16 protein-coding genes and 1 tRNA gene are annotated in these 18,709 nt (G+C 37.2%); 16 read left to right on the top strand and 1 reads right to left on the bottom strand.

Features of this window, described 5'->3' with window-relative positions; genetic code table 11:
* Positions 1-51 precede the first annotated feature (51 nt).
* The 5 genes from OZX56_RS01870 (at position 52) to OZX56_RS01890 (ending at position 6,732) form a co-directional block, all read left to right on the top strand.
* Positions 52-1,170, top strand: a complete 1,119-nt coding sequence (locus OZX56_RS01870) for an LCP family protein (protein WP_277126935.1) — start codon at positions 52-54, stop codon at positions 1,168-1,170.
* Entirely contained in the window at positions 1,170-1,787 is a 618-nt protein-coding gene (locus tag OZX56_RS01875; protein ID WP_277139980.1) for a glycerol-3-phosphate acyltransferase, read from the top strand. Before OZX56_RS01870 ends, OZX56_RS01875 begins: the two co-directional genes overlap by 1 nt.
* 43 nt (positions 1,788-1,830) lie before the next feature.
* Positions 1,831-4,803 carry an LTA synthase family protein gene (locus OZX56_RS01880; protein ID WP_277139981.1) on the top strand — a complete coding sequence of 991 codons (2,973 nt, stop codon included), beginning with the start codon at positions 1,831-1,833 and terminating at the stop codon, positions 4,801-4,803.
* 267 nt (positions 4,804-5,070) lie between these two features.
* Complete coding sequence (gene tyrS / locus OZX56_RS01885; RefSeq protein WP_277139982.1) at positions 5,071-6,333, top strand: tyrosine--tRNA ligase; 1,263 nt, start codon at positions 5,071-5,073, stop codon at positions 6,331-6,333.
* Positions 6,334-6,402: 69 nt separating this feature from the next.
* The gene (locus OZX56_RS01890) at positions 6,403-6,732 is read left to right on the top strand and encodes a heavy metal-binding domain-containing protein (RefSeq protein WP_277139983.1); all 330 of its coding nucleotides are present in this window, start codon (positions 6,403-6,405) and stop codon (positions 6,730-6,732) included.
* 49 nt (positions 6,733-6,781) lie between these two features.
* Here the strand turns inward: OZX56_RS01890 and OZX56_RS01895 are convergent, their stop codons facing one another.
* Positions 6,782-7,372 (bottom strand): hypothetical protein, encoded by a 591-nt coding sequence (locus OZX56_RS01895; RefSeq protein ID WP_277139984.1) that lies wholly within the window; start codon positions 7,370-7,372, stop codon positions 6,782-6,784.
* Between the two features lie 166 nt (positions 7,373-7,538).
* Between OZX56_RS01895 and OZX56_RS01900 the strand changes: the two genes are divergently transcribed.
* The 11 genes from OZX56_RS01900 to OZX56_RS01950 all read left to right on the top strand — a co-directional run bounded on the left by OZX56_RS01900 (position 7,539) and on the right by OZX56_RS01950 (position 18,709).
* Positions 7,539-9,374: a beta-glucoside-specific PTS transporter subunit IIABC gene (locus OZX56_RS01900; RefSeq protein ID WP_277139985.1), complete on the top strand. Its 1,836-nt coding sequence runs from the start codon at positions 7,539-7,541 to the stop codon at positions 9,372-9,374.
* Between the two features lie 9 nt (positions 9,375-9,383).
* A complete protein-coding gene (locus OZX56_RS01905; protein ID WP_277139986.1) occupies positions 9,384-9,692 on the top strand; it encodes a hypothetical protein in 309 nt (102 codons plus the stop codon).
* A 14-nt stretch (positions 9,693-9,706) separates the two neighbouring features.
* Complete coding sequence (locus OZX56_RS01910) at positions 9,707-11,128, top strand: 6-phospho-beta-glucosidase (protein ID WP_277139987.1); 1,422 nt, start codon at positions 9,707-9,709, stop codon at positions 11,126-11,128.
* Positions 11,129-11,226: 98 nt separating this feature from the next.
* A tRNA-Thr gene (locus OZX56_RS01915) sits at positions 11,227-11,299 on the top strand.
* A gap of 29 nt (positions 11,300-11,328) precedes the next feature.
* On the top strand, positions 11,329-11,982 hold the full coding sequence (locus OZX56_RS01920; protein ID WP_277139988.1) for an HD domain-containing protein: 654 nt from the start codon (positions 11,329-11,331) through the stop codon (positions 11,980-11,982).
* Position 11,983: 1 nt separating this feature from the next.
* A complete protein-coding gene (locus OZX56_RS01925; protein WP_277139989.1) occupies positions 11,984-12,394 on the top strand; it encodes an NUDIX domain-containing protein in 411 nt (136 codons plus the stop codon).
* Positions 12,395-12,569: 175 nt separating this feature from the next.
* Positions 12,570-13,649 carry a BMP family ABC transporter substrate-binding protein gene (locus tag OZX56_RS01930; protein WP_277139990.1) on the top strand — a complete coding sequence of 360 codons (1,080 nt, stop codon included), beginning with the start codon at positions 12,570-12,572 and terminating at the stop codon, positions 13,647-13,649.
* Between the two features lie 233 nt (positions 13,650-13,882).
* Positions 13,883-14,974, top strand: a complete 1,092-nt coding sequence (locus tag OZX56_RS01935; protein ID WP_277139991.1) for a BMP family ABC transporter substrate-binding protein — start codon at positions 13,883-13,885, stop codon at positions 14,972-14,974.
* A gap of 129 nt (positions 14,975-15,103) precedes the next feature.
* Entirely contained in the window at positions 15,104-16,639 is a 1,536-nt protein-coding gene (locus OZX56_RS01940; protein WP_277139992.1) for an ABC transporter ATP-binding protein, read from the top strand.
* A complete protein-coding gene (locus OZX56_RS01945) occupies positions 16,632-17,753 on the top strand; it encodes an ABC transporter permease (protein ID WP_277139993.1) in 1,122 nt (373 codons plus the stop codon). Before OZX56_RS01940 ends, OZX56_RS01945 begins: the two co-directional genes overlap by 8 nt.
* Positions 17,753-18,709: an ABC transporter permease gene (locus OZX56_RS01950; protein WP_277139994.1), complete on the top strand. Its 957-nt coding sequence runs from the start codon at positions 17,753-17,755 to the stop codon at positions 18,707-18,709. The genes OZX56_RS01945 and OZX56_RS01950 overlap by 1 nt, the downstream gene beginning before the upstream one ends.

Here is an 18,709-nt window from a genome sequence, read left to right on the forward strand (position 1 = left end):
TTTTTTGCTATAATACATTCATTGTTAATTAATTATTCAGGTAAATAAATTATGACTCATAACGATAGGCACCCGGATAAGACCCGGGTCGAAATACATGCAAAAGATTATCATAAGAAGCGGCGAATTTTAGGTTGGGTGCTAGGGATCTTAACAGCTGGTGTTTTGGCTGTTGCGATTTATTCAGCTTATATTTATTATCAAACTAAAAATGCTGTTGATAATACTTATGATCGTCATAATCAGGTTCAAATTAAAAATGATGAATTCAATGGAAAAAATGAATTTGCAGTTTTGCTAATGGGAACAGATACTGGTGCACTTGATCGTAAGGAAAAAGTCGGTAATACTGACACGATGATTATTGCCACTGTTAATCCACGTAAAAAACGCTATACCTTAATGTCTGTTCCTAGAGATACTATGGCTGAAATGGTTGGCGCAGAAAAATTTCAAATTGAAAAAATTAATGCGGCTTATCCATTAGGTGGTGCCAAGATGGCGATGTCCAGTGTTTCGCAGTTAGTTAACATTCCAATTAAGTATTATGCTTTAGTTAATATGAAAGGGATTATGCGGTTAATTCGAGATGTTGATGGGCTGGACATCAAGCCAACCCTTAGTTTTGAGTATGGCGGTTATATCTTTAAAAAAGGTCAACTAACCCATATGGGTGGCGGTGGTGCGCTTGCTTATTCGCGAATGCGCTATGATGATCCTGAGGGCGATTATGGTCGCCAGAAACGGCAGCGACAAATTATTACGGCTTTAATTCAAAAGTCCTTATCATTGAATACTTTACCTAAACTTGATTCCGTTTTAGAAGCAATTTCTGGTAATGTTAAAACTAATTTACCTTTTAAAGCATTAGAAGCAATTGCTTTTAATTATCGTTCATCGACTAAACATGTCAAAAATGATTATTTACATGGTCACAGCGCCATGGTTGATGATGCTGCCTACCAAATTCAATCTACTAAAGAATTACAGCGAGTTTCAGACTATTTAAGACAAGAACTGGGTCTGCCGCAAGAAACAGTTAATAATAATGAAACTCAGCAAAATAAACTGAATCAACAGCAGGGATTTAAGTTTAGTGATGCTGAAGCACAGAATTATCATATTTATCGTAATTCTAGCCAACAGTTGATAGAAAAGGATGATAATTAATGGCGCACTTTTGGGCTTTAATAATTGGATATTTATTTGGAAATTTGCTGTTTGCTATGTTGGTGGGCCGTTTTTGGTTGCATCAGGATCCGACTAAAGTTGGCTCAGGCAATCCCGGTACGGCTAATGTTGGTGCTGTTTTTGGCAAAAAATGGGGTATTATTACTTGCATTGGTGATGTTACTAAAAGTATCGCTGCTTTATTAATTGTGCATTATTTTTTACCAGGAAGACTAAATTTGCTGTATACTGGTTTAGGTTTAGTATTAGGTCATTGCTTTCCAATTTGGAATCATTTTCAGGGTGGTAAAGGTGTAACTATCGCTGCTATTTTGACTATTAGCTATGATCTAAAGGCTGGTGCTCTTAGCTTATTGGTTGCCCTACTACTGATGATTTGGCTAAAAAACCTAACTATCCCTCCATTAACCTTTATGTTATTGTTTACACTTTATGAGTTTACACAGTTCACACAAGCAGGGGTGGTTTTAGCGATAATTACTCTGGTCATGGGGTATAAGTTCAGGTTTGATTTACGTGACTTTTTTACAGGGCAGGCTAAACGTGTTGATGTTTTAACCACTGTTAAGAAAAAACTTGGTCAGTTAATGGAATAATCTTTGAGCAGTAATCTTTTAGTGAGGATGTATAACTAGAAAAATGAATAAAAATAAAAAAACTTCAAAAGCTTGGCAAATAATCTGCCTATTAGCTGCTACTTTTTTTATGTTGGTGCAGATGTACAACCTAAAAGGAGCCGCTGCTAGAACCTCATATTCGTTTATTAATTTTATGCCGAATATGTTGCATAATGCGACTTTGATAATTGTTCCGTTAGTTTTTGGTGCAGTTTATAGTAAAAAGAAGCAACGTCCTAGTGAAAGCTTTAAGTTTTGGCTGATGGCCATTGTAACTTTAATCATTTACTACGTCTTATTTTTTATTAAGTCACCAGAACGCTTCAATATGTGGCGTGTTTGGGGAATGTTATTTCCAATTATTACTAGTACTTCTGTCTTATTTGCTGGTCTATTTTTTAGTTTGCTGGCGCAACCTTATTTGTACGACTTACAGCATCGCCTAACTAAAAAACAAAATTTACTAATTTTGAGTTTGTTAACGGTCTTAGGCTTTTCTTTAAGTGCCGGTAATTTAACCTTTCAATACTCGCTTTATGGGCTTTATTTAATCTTGTTCTTTAGCTGGGGAATGTTCTTAGCTAATATAGAAATTCCTCGTAAGCTCTATTGGGCAGGACTAGTTACTGGCTTAGTGTCCTTTTTTGTGGTTTTAATTGGTGTGCCAGGCTTTGATGCGGTTTATTGGTCACAGATTATCTCTGGCAATGGCGGCGGTGATTGGAATCGGGAATTTTTAAATAACCCTTCTTCACCGTTTATGTTATTAATGGTGATTGCAGTCTTTTTACTGTTCAAAAAAGTAATTGTATCTTTTAGCAGTAGACAGATGCACTTATTCATTCCGATAATTATCTTTATGGACGCTCCGATTTCCAGTAAATTTATGAACGCATTTCGCTTTACGGATTCCTCGGCACTTAACAAATTAATCTTGTTAATCATAATGGCAGTTATTGCTTGGGTTTGGAGTGGTCTACTTGAGCGATACTTATTTAAAGTTAAGCCATTTGCTAAAGTAATTCATTACCTTAATCAAGAAACGAGCTTGGCTAAGATTTGTGAAACGGCATGGGGTCATTTTACCAGCTGGGTAATTAGTAATCGGGTTAATTTATTAACTTGGGCCTGGTTTTACGTACTTAGTTTTGCTTCTTTCTTAATTGAATCAGATAACTTACGAATTCAGATTAATACAGCTTCGACGATTAATGCGATTGTTTATTTACTAGGAACTAAATTTTTCGCAATTGTGCTGACTACAATCTTTCTTGATGCCCTATTTTCTGTCTTTTACTTTGTTACAACAAGGTATTGGACGTCTAATATGTTAGTCAGTGTGATTGGTATTGGTTGGGCAGTTGCTAACAAGATTAAGCTTAACTTACGTGGTGAACCAATCTATCCAACTGAATTAAGTGAAATTGTCAATTTAAATACGCTGTTACCAATGATTGGTAAGACGATGGTCATTGCCATTGTGATTGCCTTAGTAGTTGTGATTATTTTAGATATCTTTTTAGAGCATAAATATCCAATTAAGAAAAAAGGTTCGTGGAAGCGGCGTGGAATTTGGGCACTAATTAGCTTACTCTTGTTTTTGACACCACTACGATTCAATCATGATGGCGGAGTTATTTATCATATTAGTCATGGCTTTGATAATAAGCAGAAATTTCGTAACCCTGAACGTGATATTCAGGTTAATGGACCAGTTCTTAATTTTCTAAATTATATTGATTTACAGATTATGGATCAACCGGCCAATTATTCTAAAACTACGATTAATCATTTAAATGATAAATATGCCAAGGTTGCTAACAAGATTAATAAAACTCGTAAGAATGATCTGGACAAACAAACGATTGTCTTTAATTTAAGTGAGAGTTTTGTTGATCCGAATACTTTCCCAACGATTAGAATTGATAAGGATGTGCCAAATCCGGTTAAGTTTATCCAATCGATGAAGTCACGTTCAACTTACGGTACTATGCTTAGTGCCGGTTATGGTGGTGGTACTGCCAATATGGAGTGGGAGACACTTACAGGACTTAATATGGGGCTATTTAAGTCAACTTTGACGCCATATGTTCAGGTTGTTCCCAATTATGACTTCTATCCAACTATTGGGATGAATTTTGATTATAAGTCGGCAATTCATCCATTCATCGGAACTTATTATTCACGGATGGAAGATTATCATCGTTTTAAGTTTGATAAATTTGCTTATGAAGGTTCAAAATATAAGATTGTCGATCAGAAGAAGTTAGGTAAAAACAGTTATAATTCTGACTTTACAACTTATAGTAACGGTATGCGTCAGATTAATTCACGTAAAGGTGGACAATTTATTAATCTGATTTCGATTCAAAATCACATGCCATATAATGATTGGTATCCAGATAATGAATACATGGGTAAAGTTTCAGGTGATTTGTTCAAGACAGCTGCTGTACGTGAACAGATGTCAACTTATATCAAGGGTACTCAATATACAGATAAAGCTGTTAAGCAATTTATTGGTCAAATCGATCAGGTTAAGAAGCCAATTACTTTGGTCTTCTACGGTGATCATTATCCAAGTATTTTATCGCAAAATTACACAGCCAAATACCCATTACAGATGCATTCAACCCGTTACTTTATCTATTCTAATAAGTATGCACGTGAACATGGTGCCAAAACTAGACTGCCACGCAAGGCCAATAATTATGTCAATACTAGTGACTTCATTGCCATGATGCTAGAACAGACAGACTCTAAAGTGACACCATATCAAGCATTGCTAACTGAGGTCCATAAGAAACTGCCAGCTATTTCAATTAACTTCAAAGGTGATAAAGGTTTTGAGTTAATTGGACGTAAGGGTCAGGTTGTTGATCCTAAATCATTGACTAAGAAGCAACAAGAATTGTTAGCTGATTATGAAATGATTCAATATGATATGACTTCTGGCAAGGCTTATGGATTAGAGAGTAAAGGTTTTTACAAATAAATTGGACTAGTATTGACTAATTAGAAATAAATTAGTATTATCATTTGTAATAAATTTAAGTAGTGCTTCGACTCAGAGAACAGAGAACTAGCGGTAGGTGTGAGCTAGGCAGGTTGTGGTTACGAATTACTGATGGGGTGGTTACCTTAGAAACCAAGTTGAGACACGTGATAGTACGTGAACGTGGGTGGTACCGCGGCTAAGAAGTAATTTAGTCGTCCCTAGATTCTTAATTGAATCTAGGGACGTTTTTTATTGGAGGAAAAAATGGCAAATTTTGATATTATTGAGGACTTAAAATGGCGTGGCGCCATTAATCAAGAAACTGATGAAGCAGGACTACGTGAATATTTGCAAACTCATGATGATCTAGCTTTATATTGCGGAGTTGACCCGACTGGTGATTCGCTGCATATTGGACACTTAATTCCCTTTATGATCTTAAAAAGATTCCAAGAGGCAGGCTATCATCCAGTAATCATTATCGGTGGTGGTACTGGTGCGATTGGTGATCCTTCTGGTCGAAAATCTGAGAGAGTTTTGCAAACAGCTGAGCAGGTAAAGCACAACGAGCAAGCATTAACTACTCAAATGGAACAGTTGTTTGGTACTGAAAATTTTGAAATTGTAAATAATATTGAATGGTTAGGTAAAATTGGGTTAATTGACTTTTTACGTGATTACAGTAAATTTTTCCAAGTTAATACGATGCTGAATAAGGACGTAATTGCTAGCCGTTTGGACAGTGGAATTTCTTTTACTGAATTTGCCTATCAAATTTTGCAAGCAATTGATTTTTATCAGCTAAATAAAAATTATGGCGTACAACTACAAATTGGTGGTAGTGACCAATGGGGCAATATTACTGCCGGGATTGATCTAATTCACAAGCTAGCGGGACCTGATCAGCAAGCATTTGGTCTAACGATCCCGCTAATGCTTAAGGCAGACGGCACTAAGTTTGGTAAGTCAGCTGGAGGAGCAGTTTGGCTTGATCCAGAGAAGACTAGTCCGTATGAGTTTTATCAATTTTGGATCAATCAAGATGATCGTGATGTAGTCAAGTATCTTAAGTACTTTACTTTCTTGAGTCGCGAAGAAATTGAAGATTTAGCGCAGGAGACTGAAAAAGAACCTTGGAAGCGAACTGCACAAAAACGATTGGCTGAAGAAGTAACTAGGTTTGTTCATGGGGATTCTGGACTTAGTGAAGCACAAATGATCACTCAGTCGCTATTTTCTGGTGATATCAAGAATTTATCTGTTAAGCAGATTGAGCAAGGTCTTAAGAGTGCACCAGCTGCAGTTGCTGAGGATAAACCACAAAATATTATTGACTTTTTAGTTGATACTAAGATTGAACCTTCTAAACGCCAAGCCCGTGAAGATGTCAAAAATGGTGCAATTTATCTAAACGGCGACCGTCAACAATCAGTTGATTTCGAAGTCAATCCTAGTTCAGCATTTGCTGGAAAATATGTTATTGTTCGTAAGGGCAAGAAGAAGTATACTCTGGTTACAATTAAATAGTTTAAAAATGACAATCTTTGACTAAATTAGTGGTATGCTTAAACAAAATTGTTTTAGGGAGGAAGCAGAATGGCTGCAGAGCAAATGTTGGTAACAACTACGGAGAACATACCCGGTCGAGAATATGAAATTGTCGGTGAAGTTTTTGGGTTAACAACTCAATCCAAGAATTTTATTAAAGATTTTGGTGCGGGACTGAAATCAATGATTGGTGGAGAAATCCGCAGTTATACTAAAATGATGGAAGAATCACGTAATAAGGCTTTGAGTCGCATGCGGCAAGCTGCTCAAGATAAAGGTGCAGATGCAATCGTCATGATGCGCTTTGATTCTGGGTCAATCGGTGGTGATATGCAGTCTGTTATAGCCTACGGGACAGCTGTTAAGTTTAAAGATTAATCAAATGAAGAAGATAAAAGCTGCTGAGAATTTTTTCTCAGCAGCTTTTTTAGTTTGTTTCTTTAAGGTTAATGTTTGTACTATTCTTTAAGCACTTAATAATAATATCGGCAATATTTTCTACTGAAGATGTTGGACTTTCATAGAACCACCATTTTAAGATTTGCATGATCGAAGCAGAGTATAAATTTGCTTGTAAGTTGTTAAATTTTTCATCATGATGATCATTGGTTAAAATGTGTGTTTTAAATTTTTGGGCTAACTTTGTTTGCATTTCGTTGAAAACGTCAAGTTCAAGATTGGTTGACCAAAGAATATTTAGCCAGTCTTTATGGTGAAAAATGGGTAAGAGAATTTTGATTAATCTATTGCGATAGTGTGCTAAATTATCACTTTTACTTGGATTTAAAAAAGAAACATTAAGATAATTTACGAAACTTTTGAGCGTTTCCTGTACCATCGTATCTCTTAAGTCGTATTTGTCTTGATAATATTTGTAAAAGGTTGACTTATTAATCATCATTGCTTGGGTCAGATCTTGAATGGTTAATTTTGAAAAAGTTTTTTTACTAATGCATTCAGCAAACCCTTTTTGAATGGTTAATTTAGTTTTTCTAACTCGTAAGTCTTCTGTTGCCATGAATTGTGTCCTTTTTACTAAATAGTTGCACCGTATATTTTAACTTAAAAGTTCAATAAGCAACAGATTTAATATTAAAGTTGCTTATCAGACTTTTAGCTTAAATTTAGTGATTTTTTTGAAACCGCAGTCATGATAAATTTATTGGTAGAAAGAGAGGAACTTTATGAATTATCAAAAAGTAGCTCAAGAAATTCTACATTTTTTGGGTAATGAAACAAATATTGATCAAGTAACTCATTGCTCGACTCGATTACGAATAAATGTGATTGATTTTAATAAGGTGAGTTTGCCTGATATTAAAAAAATTGCTGGTGTAGTTGATGCGGTTTATCAGGCTGGACAGGTACAAGTAGTTATTGGACCAAATGTTGCTAAGGTTTATGAAGCATTTGTGGAATTGCTGCCTAAAGTTAATCAGACTAATTTAAGTAGTCAGCCTCGAGAAAAAAAGGGAATATTCTCACGGCTGATTGAATTTATTTCTGGTAGTTTTACGCCAATTTTACCAGTAATTATTGGTGGTGGACTATTAAAGGGCTTTATTGCCATTTTTGTTGCCCTTAACTTATTAACTACAACCAGTCAAAATTATAAAATACTATCTTTGATTGCTGATGCAAGTTTTCAGTTCTTGCCAGTATTATTGGCTTATACTGCTGCTAAAAAATTAAAGGCAAATCCGTTTATTGCAGTAACTTTGGCGGGGGTGCTATTACATCCCACTTTTGCTGCGATGGTAAATAGTGGCCATCAAATTGCTTTGTTTGGCTTACCAATTAAGGCGGTCAATTATGGCTCAAGTGTAATTCCAATTTTGTTGATTGTTTATGTTCAATCTAAAATAGAAAAATGGCTGAATAGTATTTTTAACGATACTGTTGCGATGTTTGCGACTCCGACAATTTCGATTACAGTCAATGCTATTTTAGGCTTAGTTGTTTTAGGACCACTTGGCGGCTATGTAGGCGACTTACTAGGAATGGCAATCGCATTTTTGAATAGTACGGTTCCATGGCTTGCACCAACTATTTTAGGTGCTTTTTCACCATTATTGGTCATGATGGGTATGCATTATTCAATGTTTCCGATTGCTTTACAATCAATTGCCAAGTTTGGCTATGATTCTTTCTTTACACCAGCTGGATTGTGCGCCAATATGGCTCAAGCGGGAGCGGGTTTTGCTGTGGCGGTTAGAAATAAGCAAAGTAAACTTCGTTCGACCGCAGTTTCAACCTCAATTACCGCGCTGTTGGGAATTACCGAGCCAGTGTTATATGGGGTTAACTTAAAACTGAAAAAGCCACTTTATGCCGCTATAATTGGTGGCGCTGCTGGTGGCTTGTATGCTGGGTTAACTTTTGTAACTTCAACCGCTATGGCTAGCCCAGGTATTTTAGCCTTGGCTTTGTTTGCTAAAACGCCGCAAAATCTTTTGAATGCGATAATTGCCATGATCATTTCGCTAGTTGTTTCCTTTGTTGCTGGCTTGTTAATTATTAAAGCAGATGCTTCAACTGGTACGGCTGTTGTAACCAATGAGCAAACTGCTACGTTAACAGCTATTACCGCTGGACAAGTAGTTGATTTGGCAAAAGTTAACGATGAAACCTTTGCTAGTGGTGCTTTAGGAACAGGGTTAGCATTTAACTCAAAAACTGGCGATATTTTTGCACCGGTAGCTGGGAAATTAACATTGGTTTTTCCAACTAAGCATGCCTTAGGGATTACGACCGCAGATGGATTAGAAATTCTAATTCATTTGGGGATTAATACCGTTGAACTTAACGGAAAATATTTTACTAATTATGTTGAAAAAGATAGCCAAGTTTTTCAAGGGCAAAAGTTAGCACATTATGATGTTAATGCAATTAAGCAAGCTGGTTATGATCCAATTGCCATGATGATTATTACTAACTCAGGCAAACGAACTTTAGCATTAACAGCTAAGGCTGGTAGTGAGATTTTAGAAAAACAAACTGTGTTTAAAGTAACGGATTAAGGAGCAATAATGTATCAGTTAAGAATTTATACGATTAATAATCTAGAGAATGCCAAGATTTATTTAGATGTTCATTGGACTAGGCATATACCCAGTTTAAAGAAATACGGCATTACTACCTGCAATGTTTTTCGTACTGATCATCAAGCAGATGAAGAACAGCAAGTTTTGGCCTTAGTTAAATGTGATGCTGATCAGGATTTGAATGAATTGAATCAGAAATATATGGCTAGTCCGGAATTTAAAGTTGATATGCAGGGTTTTGATATGTCAGCGATTAAAAATGTCATGACAATTGATCTTGTTGAAAAAGCTTAAGGAGTCGAGTTATTTTGGTTAAGAAAAAGTTTCTCTGGGGAGTGGCAACATCAGCTAGTCAAATTGAGGGTGCTTATCAAGCAGATGGCAAAGGCCTAAGCATGGCTGATATATTACCGGGCGATAAAAAGCAGCGATTGCAATGCATGTTAAATGGTACTTATGCTCTGGAAAATTATCTACCGCAACAGAAAAATTATCCTGCTCATCAAGCAATCGATTTTTATCATACTTATCAGTCGGATATTAAGTTACTAGCTGAAATGGGGATTAATTCTTTTCGCTTTTCAATTATGTGGTCACGGATTTTTCCTAATGGCGATGAAACTATGCCTAATCAGGCTGGTTTGCAATTTTATATCGATGTAGTTGATGAATGCTTGAAGTATGATATCGAACCAATTATTACGATTAGTCACTTTGATTTACCGATTAATTTAATCAAAAATTATGGTGGTTGGCGTAATCGCAAGCTAATTGATCTGTACTTACACTTATGTGAAGTATTATTTTCTACTTTCAAGGGCAAAGTCCATTATTGGATTACTTTTAATGAAATTAATATGATTTTAAATCTGCCGTTTGTCGGTGGTGGTTTATCTTTTACCCAAGGAGAAAATGAAGCAGAAATCAAATACCAGGCAGCACATTATCAGTTGGTTGCTTCGGCTGCAGCAACTAAACTAGCACATGAAATTGATGCAACTAACCAGATCGGATGTATGCTGGCGGCAGGGGATGTTTACCCGTATTCATGTGCGCCAGAAGATATTATGAGTGCCCTAGAAAAAAATCGTGAACAATATTTCTTTACGGATATCCAAGTCAGAGGCTACTATCCAAGTTATGCTGCCAAAATGTTTACAGATCAGAATATTAAACTTGATATAACGCAGGCGGATCGTGATACGTTACGACATACAGTTGATTTTATTTCGTTTTCATATTATTCCAGTCGTTGTGTTTCGACAGATCCTAAAATTAATCAGAATATGACTGCTGGCAACGCTTTTGCTTCAGTTAAAAATCCTAACCTTCAAGTTAGTGAATGGGGTTGGCAGATTGATCCTTTGGGATTACGGATTACACTTAATACATTATATGATCGATATCAAAAACCGTTGATGATTATTGAAAATGGCTTAGGTGCACGTGATACAGTTACTAGTGATGGGCAAATTCATGATGATTATCGAATAGATTATTTTAACCAACATCTAGCAGCTATCAACCAGGCTACAGCTGAAGGTGTCGAGTTAATTGGTTATACGGCATGGAGCGGCATTGATTTGCTCAGTGCGTCTACGGGTGAAATGGACAAACGTTATGGTATGATTTACGTCGATTTAGATAATGAAGGCCATGGTAGTGGTAAAAGGATTAAGAAGGATTCATATTATTGGTATCAGAATTATCTTAAAAATTTAAATAATTAGTAAACGGGCTATTAGCATAAACGCTAGTAGCCTGTTTTGTTTAATCAGCGTTGTAATTATCGGCTACCAAAAATGCTGCTTTCTGGTACAATAAAGATGCCACTTTAGCTCAGAAGGTAGAGCACCGCCGTGGTAAGGAGGAGGTCCCCAGTTCAAATCTGGGAAGTGGCTTGATTAATCTAAAGAAAGGAAGATTAGAGTTGGATTTAACACGAGTAGTTGATTTTGTTAAGACAGAATTAAAAGACGAAAAGACTGGTCATGACTTTTACCATGGTCAGCGTGTGGCACATTTAGCTAGTAAATTGTATCTAAAAGATGAACCAGGTGCCCATCAGGATAGTCGCATGGTTGCAATTATTCAGACGGCTGGCTATTTACATGACACGATTGATGAGAAGATTTGTCCTGACCCCAGCCGTGTTTTAGCAGAAATTGAAGCTTTGCTAGCAGAGATGGCTTTTACTGAATTGGAAATTAAAGATATTCTGTTTACTATGCAGCACATGTCTTTTTCTAAAAATATTGAGCACCATTATCAATTACCATTATCAGGACAATATGTTCAAGATGCTGATCGAATTGAGAGCCTCGGTGCAATGGGAATTGCCCGTGCCTTTACCTATGGCGGTGCGCATGGCAATGTGATATATGATCCACAGATTAAGCCAGCAAAATTAACGAGTCATGCTCAGTATCGTAAGCATACAGAAACAACGATTAATCATTTTTATGAAAAGCTGTTTAAGCTAGAGCAGCTAATGAATACAGTTGGTGGTCAAAAAGAGGCACATCAGCGAACTGAATATATGCGTGATTTTGTTAATAAATTTATGCAAGAGTGGGAAGTTTAAAATGCGTGCTCGTGTGATTATCCATAATCCCCAAACTGATGCAGTCTTATTAATCCACCGTTTTAAGAACGGACGTGAATACTGGGTAGTGCCAGGTGGCGGCGCGCAAGGTGTAGAACTTCCTGTGCAAACTGCAATTCGTGAAATTACTGAGGAGTTACAAATTAAATTTAAACCTAGTGATTTGAAGGAAGCATTTGCCTTATCTGAAGACGAAGTAGAGCAGCAAATTTTCTTTTTGGGTCAAGTTATTAGTAGTGACGCTCCTAAAATTAGTGGTGAAGAGGCTGCTAGAATAAGTGAAAGTAATGTCTACATACCTACTTGGGTTAATTTAGCTGATTTGGAGCAGCTTAATTTACAGCCAAGCCAGCTAACTGCAAGACTTCAGCAAATCTTGAAAATTAAGTAATAGACCAACGTAAAGTTGGTCTATTTTGTTAATCATTTTAAAAATAAAGTTCGTATTTTATTTAAAATTATCAAATTAAAAAATAAATTCAGTTTTAGTATTGCAATTATGCGTACTTTTATATTATTATTGGGTAAAATAGTTCGTTAATGATTTATGTGGAGGTTTACGAATCGTGAATAAAAAAAGTCGGCGTCTATTGTCTTTGGGAGCTTTAGCAGCAATTTTGAGTTTGACCCTAACTGCTTGTTCGGGAAAGAAACAAGGTGGCCAAGGCAAGAAGGATACTAAAGATAGTATTGCCTTAATTACTGATAGTAATGGTGTAGATGACCATTCTTTCAATGAGGCGGCCTGGTCAGGCTTTAAAGAATACGGTCAAAATCATCATTATCAAAAAGGCAAAGGCTATCAATATTTTGAGTCTAGCAGCGCGGCTGATTACACGCCTAACTTTAATCAAGCTGCGGAATCTGGCTATCAAACGATTTTTGGCGTTGGCTATAGCTTAAAGGATGCAGTTAAGGCATCAGCTAAGAAAAATCCGAAAAAGAATTTTGTAATCATTGATGATGTTGTTACCGGTCAAAAGAATGTGGCATCAGTTACCTTTAAGAGTAACGAGTCATCATATTTAGCTGGTGTAGCGGCAGCGTATACGACCAAGACTGGGAAAGTTGGCTTTGTCGGTGGTGCCAAATCAGCGATTATTAGTTTGTTTGAAGCTGGTTTTAAACAAGGTGTGGCAGATGGAGCAAAGGCGCAGCACAAGAAGATTGCTGTTTCAACGCAATATGTTGGCAACTTTACTTCAACGGATAAGGCGAAGTCAATTGCTCAATCAATGTATTCTAGTAATTGTGATATTGTTTACCAAGCCGCTGGTAATGCTGGTAACGGGATTTTTCAAGAAGCTAAGGCTTATAACCAGACTCGTTCGAGTGCTAAAAAGGTTTGGGTTATCGGAGTTGATGTTGATCAATCCAATTTGGGTAACTACAAAACTAAGGATGGCAAGAAGGATAATTTCACTTTAACTTCCGTTTTGAAGGGATTGAATGTGGCTACTAAGACACTAGCTGAAGATGCAGCCAATAGTAAATTCCCTGGTGGCAAGCATTTAGTGTATACACTTAAAGACAATGGCGTTTCCATTACTAAGGGTAAGCTTGATGCACCTGCTTGGAATGCAGCGCAAAAGGCTCGTAAACAAATTATTGCTGGAAAAATTAAAGTTGCGACAGCAACTAAATAAGTCTTATAACTTAAAGCGAAATTCATACTTGAATTTCGTTTTTTGGTAGTACAAAAATTTTTCAACTTTTTGTACTTAGCTTATGCAATCACTTAATCTGATAGGCATCGTTTCAGTTCTAGACCAATTTACAAATCCCGTCAGGTCAATACTGCATCTTGTATCTTCATTTTGACATAGCCACTAAATATTGCTATCGTGGTTACTGGATAAATTATTTAGGAGGCTCAATCATGAAAGTGAAGTTCAAGAAGTTATTGGCGATTTCGTCACTAACACTAGCAGCAGGTCTAGTGTTAGGAGCTTGTTCGGGAAAAAAGCAAGGTGGCAGTGGCAATTCAAGTAGTAGTGCTAAACATTCGATTGCGCTAGTTACGACCACTACTGGTGTCAATGATAATTCATTTAACCAATCGGCTTGGAATGGCTTTAAGGCTTATGGTAAGGAACATAACTTAAAACGAGGCAAGAATGGGTACCAATACTTTCAATCAAGCAGCGATGCTGATTTTGAACCAAATTTTGCTCAAGCGGCTAAGGCTGGTTACCAAACGATTTTTGGAATTGGCTATAACTTAAAGGATGCGGTTAGCGCTGCTGCCAAAAAGAATCCTAAGAAGAATTATGTGATTGTTGATGAAGTAATTAAGAATCAGAAAAATGTGGCTTCTGCTAACTTTAAGAGTGAGCAGGCAGCATACTTAGCTGGTGTTGTGGCAGCTACGCAAACTAAGACTAATAAGATTGGTTTTATCGGTGGCGTGCGCGGCAATATTATTGATCTGTTTGACGCTGGTTTTACCAAAGGCGTTAATGATCAAGCTAAAAAAATGCACAAAAAGGTGACTATTATGAACCAATATGCTGGTAATTTCACTAGCGTTGATAAAGGTAAAGCGATCGCCCAATCAATGTATGCTAAGGGAGCTGACATTATCTTTCATGCTGCTGGACCTGTTGGTAATGGCCTTTTTCAAGAAGCTAAGTCACTTAATCAGACGCGACCAGAAAGTAAGCGGGTTTGGGCCATTGGCGTCGATGTCGATCAATCATATTTAGGTAAGTATAAGACTAAGTCAGGCAAGCAAGAGAATTGTATTTTAACGTCTGTAATTACTGGGGTTAATATCGCGGCTCAAGATATTGCTAACAGAGCATATGCGGGGAAGTTTCCTGGCGGTAAGAATTTAATTTACGGTCTTAAAGATGATGGGGTTGCCATTACGCGTGGACAGATTTCAGCTGCTGCTTGGAAAAATTCTCGTACTGCTCGGTCAAAAATTCTTAACGGTGAAATCAAAGTGCCAATTCATCCTGAAAAATAGTTCGTGTTTTTAGCAATTTTAAAAATAAAAAAATTAATTTGCAATAATATATTGAAATTATACGTATTTTTATAATATAATTAATACTAAAAGTTCGTATTTATTGGATAAAAGGGACTAATACGTGAAATGAAAAATGCAACTAATGTAATTGAGATGCGTCATATTGTGAAAGACTTCGATGGCTTCAAAGCCAACGATGATATTAATCTCACGCTGCATCAAGGCGAAATTTTAGCACTATTGGGAGAAAACGGTGCGGGTAAGTCGACCTTGATGAGCATCTTATCAGGTCTGCTGTTGCCAACTGCTGGTGAAATTTGGGTTAATGGGCAAAAAACGGAAGTTAAAAATCCTACTGTTGCTAAAAACTTGGGTATTGGCATGGTGCATCAGCACTTTATGTTAATGGATTCCTTTACGGTCCTTGAGAATATTATTTTGGGACATGAAACTACTAGCGGGCCAAGATTAGATTTTAAAGCAGCTAAGCAGCAAATTACCCAGCTTTCTAAGCGTTATGGACTAAATGTTGATTTAGACCAAAAAATTAGCAATATTACGGTAGCGCAGCAGCAGCGGGTGGAAATTTTAAAAGTGCTTTACCGTGGTGCGAATATTTTGATTTTTGATGAGCCAACAGCTGTACTGACACCGCAAGAAATTACCGAATTTATTCAAGTTTTACGAGAACTAGCTAAAGAGGGTAAGTCGATTATTTTAATTACTCATAAATTAGCTGAAATCAAGCGTGCGGCTGACCGAGTAACTGTTATTCGCGCTGGTAAAAGCGTGGGTAGTTTTAACGTGGCTGAAGTTGATGATAACAGTTTAGCTGAGCTAATGGTTGGGCATCATGTGAATATGCAGTTGACCAAGACTGCTAGCCAACCTGGCGAGATTGTACTCAAGGTCGATAATTTAGCGGTTAAGAATAAGCAGGGGATTGCGGCACTGAAGAACTTATCATTTAATTTGCGAGCAGGTGAAATCTTAGGTGTAGCTGGAATTGATGGCAATGGTCAAGACGAACTAGTTGCGGCTTTGAGCGGTCTCACGCCAGTTGATACAGGTCAAGTGATAATTAATAATCAAGATATGACTAATCATAAGGTTCGGCAAATTACTGAAAATGGAGTTGCTCATATTCCAGCAGACCGTCAAAAATATGGTCTAATTTTACCGTTTACGATTGCCGATAATCTAGCTTTACAAACTTATTATCAAGCACCACTTTCAAGGCACCATATTTTGCGCCAAGATGCCATTAAACATAATGCTCAAGAGTTAATTAATAAGTTCGATATTCGTACTACTGGACCTAATGCTCAGGTTGGTGCCTTGTCAGGAGGAAACCAGCAAAAAGTGATCATCGCTCGGGAACTTAATCGTGATAGTAATTTAATCATTGCTTTTCAACCTACACGCGGCTTAGATGTTGGTGCGATTGAATATATTCATAAGCAGCTTTTGCTTGAAAGAGAACAAGGGAAGGCAATTTTGTTAATTTCTTATGAATTGGATGAAATCATGCAATTATCTGATCGCATTATCGTTTTGCATGACGGTCAAATTTCAGGAGAAGTTCAGCCTGAAACTACTAGTGATGAAGAGTTAGGATTATTGATGACTGGAGTTAAGAAAGAAGGTACCGCTCTTGCTTAAAGTAACAGCAAAAACCAGAAAAATTTTGGTACCAATTATTTCAATTATAGCTGGCTTTTTAGTTGGAGCAGTTATTATGTTGATTTGGAATTATAATCCGTTAACAGCTTACTCTTCAATGTTTACTAGTGCTTTGGGTAATCTGAATGGAATTGGTGAGACAATTCGTGAAGCTACCCCATTAATTTTTACAGCGGTTGGGTTTGCTATTGCGTCTAGTGCGGGCTTTTTTAATATTGGTTTGCCAGGACAAGCACAGGCTGGTTGGTTGACTTCGATTTGGATCGTTTTAGCTAATCCACATTTACCCAAAGTGGTTTTATTGCCATTGGCAGTGATTGCTGGTGGGCTGGCAGGTGCGATAGTTGCTGGCATTGCTGGCTATTTGCGGGCACAATTTGGCACTAGCGAAGTTATTACCACGATTATGCTTAATTATATTGTGCTCTATACTTGCCAGCACTTAATGCAACAAGTAATGTCTAGCAAATTACGTCTAGATACGGATACGACTAAAACGATTGCCGCTAATGGTAGTTTGAAAATTAATTGGCTGAGCAAGCTATTTGGTGATTCACGGATTAATGCTGGAATTTTTCTAGCCTTGATCGCGGTAGTAATTTTTTGGTATTTGATGAAGAAAACAACTACCGGTTTTGAAATTCGCGCAGTTGGTGCAAATCCATTCGCTAGTCGTTATGCTGGGATGTCAACTAAAAAGAATATTATTTTATCAATGCTCTTGTCAGGTGGCTTTGCTGGATTAGGCGGAGTTGTGCAGGGACTAGGAACTTATCAAAATTATTTTACTCAGACAGCAAGTTTAGATATCGGTTGGGATGGTCTTTCTGTGGCGCTACTCGGTGGTGGAACGGCGATTGGTATTTTGCTAGCCTCCTTATTGTTTTCGATTTTAAAAATTGGCGGTTTAGGAATGCAGACTATCGCCGGGATTCCTTATGAGATTGTTTCAATTGTCATTGCGGCGATTATTTTCTTTATTGCGATTCAGTATGTAATTGGGCTAATGTTTAAAAATAAGCAGGCGAAATCACCACTGGTTACTCAAAGTAACAGTGCTGCGCAATCTATTGCAACTAAAGGAGAAGAATGATGAGTTTTGTTGCTATATTAGCATTGTTAGTGTCCTCAACCTTGGTCTATTCCGCGCCCTTAATTTTCACCGCATTAGGTGGAGCTTATAGTGAAAACTCTGGGGTAACCAATATTGGTCTAGAAGGAATTATGACGATAGGTGCTTTTGCAGCAATTGTTTTTAATTTGACTTGTGCATCTACTTTAGGCAAGGCTACTCCATGGTTAGGAGCCTTAATTGGTGGAATCGTCGGGTTAATCTTTTCGTTATTGCATGCAGTCGCCACAATTAATTTTCATGCAGACCACATTATTAGTGGCACCGTACTGAACTTGATGGCGCCACCTCTAGGTGTATTCTTAATTAAAGCGATGTATGACAAGGGACAAACCGAAAATATTACGCAAAGCTTTGGCTATTTTTCTTTTCCAGGATTAGCTGATATTCCGATAATTGGACCAATTTTGTTTAAGAGCACTTCTGCTCCTGCCTGGGTGGCAATTTTAGTTGCAATCGTTTTGTGGTGGGTACTTTATAAAACCCGTTTTGGTCTGCGATTACGTGCTTGTGGGGAAAATCCGCAGGCTGCTGACACCTTGGGAGTTAATGTCTATGGCATGCGTTACGCTGGGGTCCTAATTTCAGGCTTTTTAGGTGGCATTGGTGGTGGCGTGTTTGCTGAAGCAATTGCTGGGAACTTTTCAGTATCTACGATTGTCGGACAAGGGTTTATGGCTTTGGCAGCAGTGATTTTTGGGAAATGGAATCCAATTGGTGCAATGCTAGCGTCGTTATTTTTTGGTTTTGCACAAAGCATCAGTATTATTGGTAACCAATTACCATTCTTCAATCATATTCCGGCAGTTTATATGCAAATTGCACCATATGTGATTACGATTATAGTTCTGGTATTTTTCTTTGGTAAATCTGTTGCTCCGGCTGCTGATGGCGAAAATTATATTAAATCTAAGTAG

The sequence above is a fragment of the Lactobacillus sp. ESL0684 genome, assembly GCF_029392675.1.
In the GTDB taxonomy this organism is placed as follows: Bacteria; Bacillota; Bacilli; order Lactobacillales; family Lactobacillaceae; genus Lactobacillus.

Excerpts from the sequence above, each read along its gene's own strand:
- OZX56_RS01870 (WP_277126935.1), top strand. The coding sequence starts at position 52 with ATGACTCATAACGATAGGCACCCGGATAAGACCCGGGTCGAAATACAT.
- OZX56_RS01875 (WP_277139980.1), top strand. The coding sequence starts at position 1,170 with ATGGCGCACTTTTGGGCTTTAATAATTGGATATTTATTTGGAAATTTG.
- OZX56_RS01880 (WP_277139981.1), top strand. The coding sequence starts at position 1,831 with ATGAATAAAAATAAAAAAACTTCAAAAGCTTGGCAAATAATCTGCCTA.
- tyrS (WP_277139982.1), top strand. The coding sequence starts at position 5,071 with ATGGCAAATTTTGATATTATTGAGGACTTAAAATGGCGTGGCGCCATT.
- OZX56_RS01890 (WP_277139983.1), top strand. The coding sequence starts at position 6,403 with ATGGCTGCAGAGCAAATGTTGGTAACAACTACGGAGAACATACCCGGT.
- OZX56_RS01895 (WP_277139984.1), bottom strand. The coding sequence starts at position 7,372 with ATGGCAACAGAAGACTTACGAGTTAGAAAAACTAAATTAACCATTCAA.
- OZX56_RS01900 (WP_277139985.1), top strand. The coding sequence starts at position 7,539 with ATGAATTATCAAAAAGTAGCTCAAGAAATTCTACATTTTTTGGGTAAT.
- OZX56_RS01905 (WP_277139986.1), top strand. The coding sequence starts at position 9,384 with ATGTATCAGTTAAGAATTTATACGATTAATAATCTAGAGAATGCCAAG.
- OZX56_RS01925 (WP_277139989.1), top strand. The coding sequence starts at position 11,984 with ATGCGTGCTCGTGTGATTATCCATAATCCCCAAACTGATGCAGTCTTA.
- OZX56_RS01935 (WP_277139991.1), top strand. The coding sequence starts at position 13,883 with ATGAAAGTGAAGTTCAAGAAGTTATTGGCGATTTCGTCACTAACACTA.
- OZX56_RS01940 (WP_277139992.1), top strand. The coding sequence starts at position 15,104 with ATGAAAAATGCAACTAATGTAATTGAGATGCGTCATATTGTGAAAGAC.
- OZX56_RS01950 (WP_277139994.1), top strand. The coding sequence starts at position 17,753 with ATGAGTTTTGTTGCTATATTAGCATTGTTAGTGTCCTCAACCTTGGTC.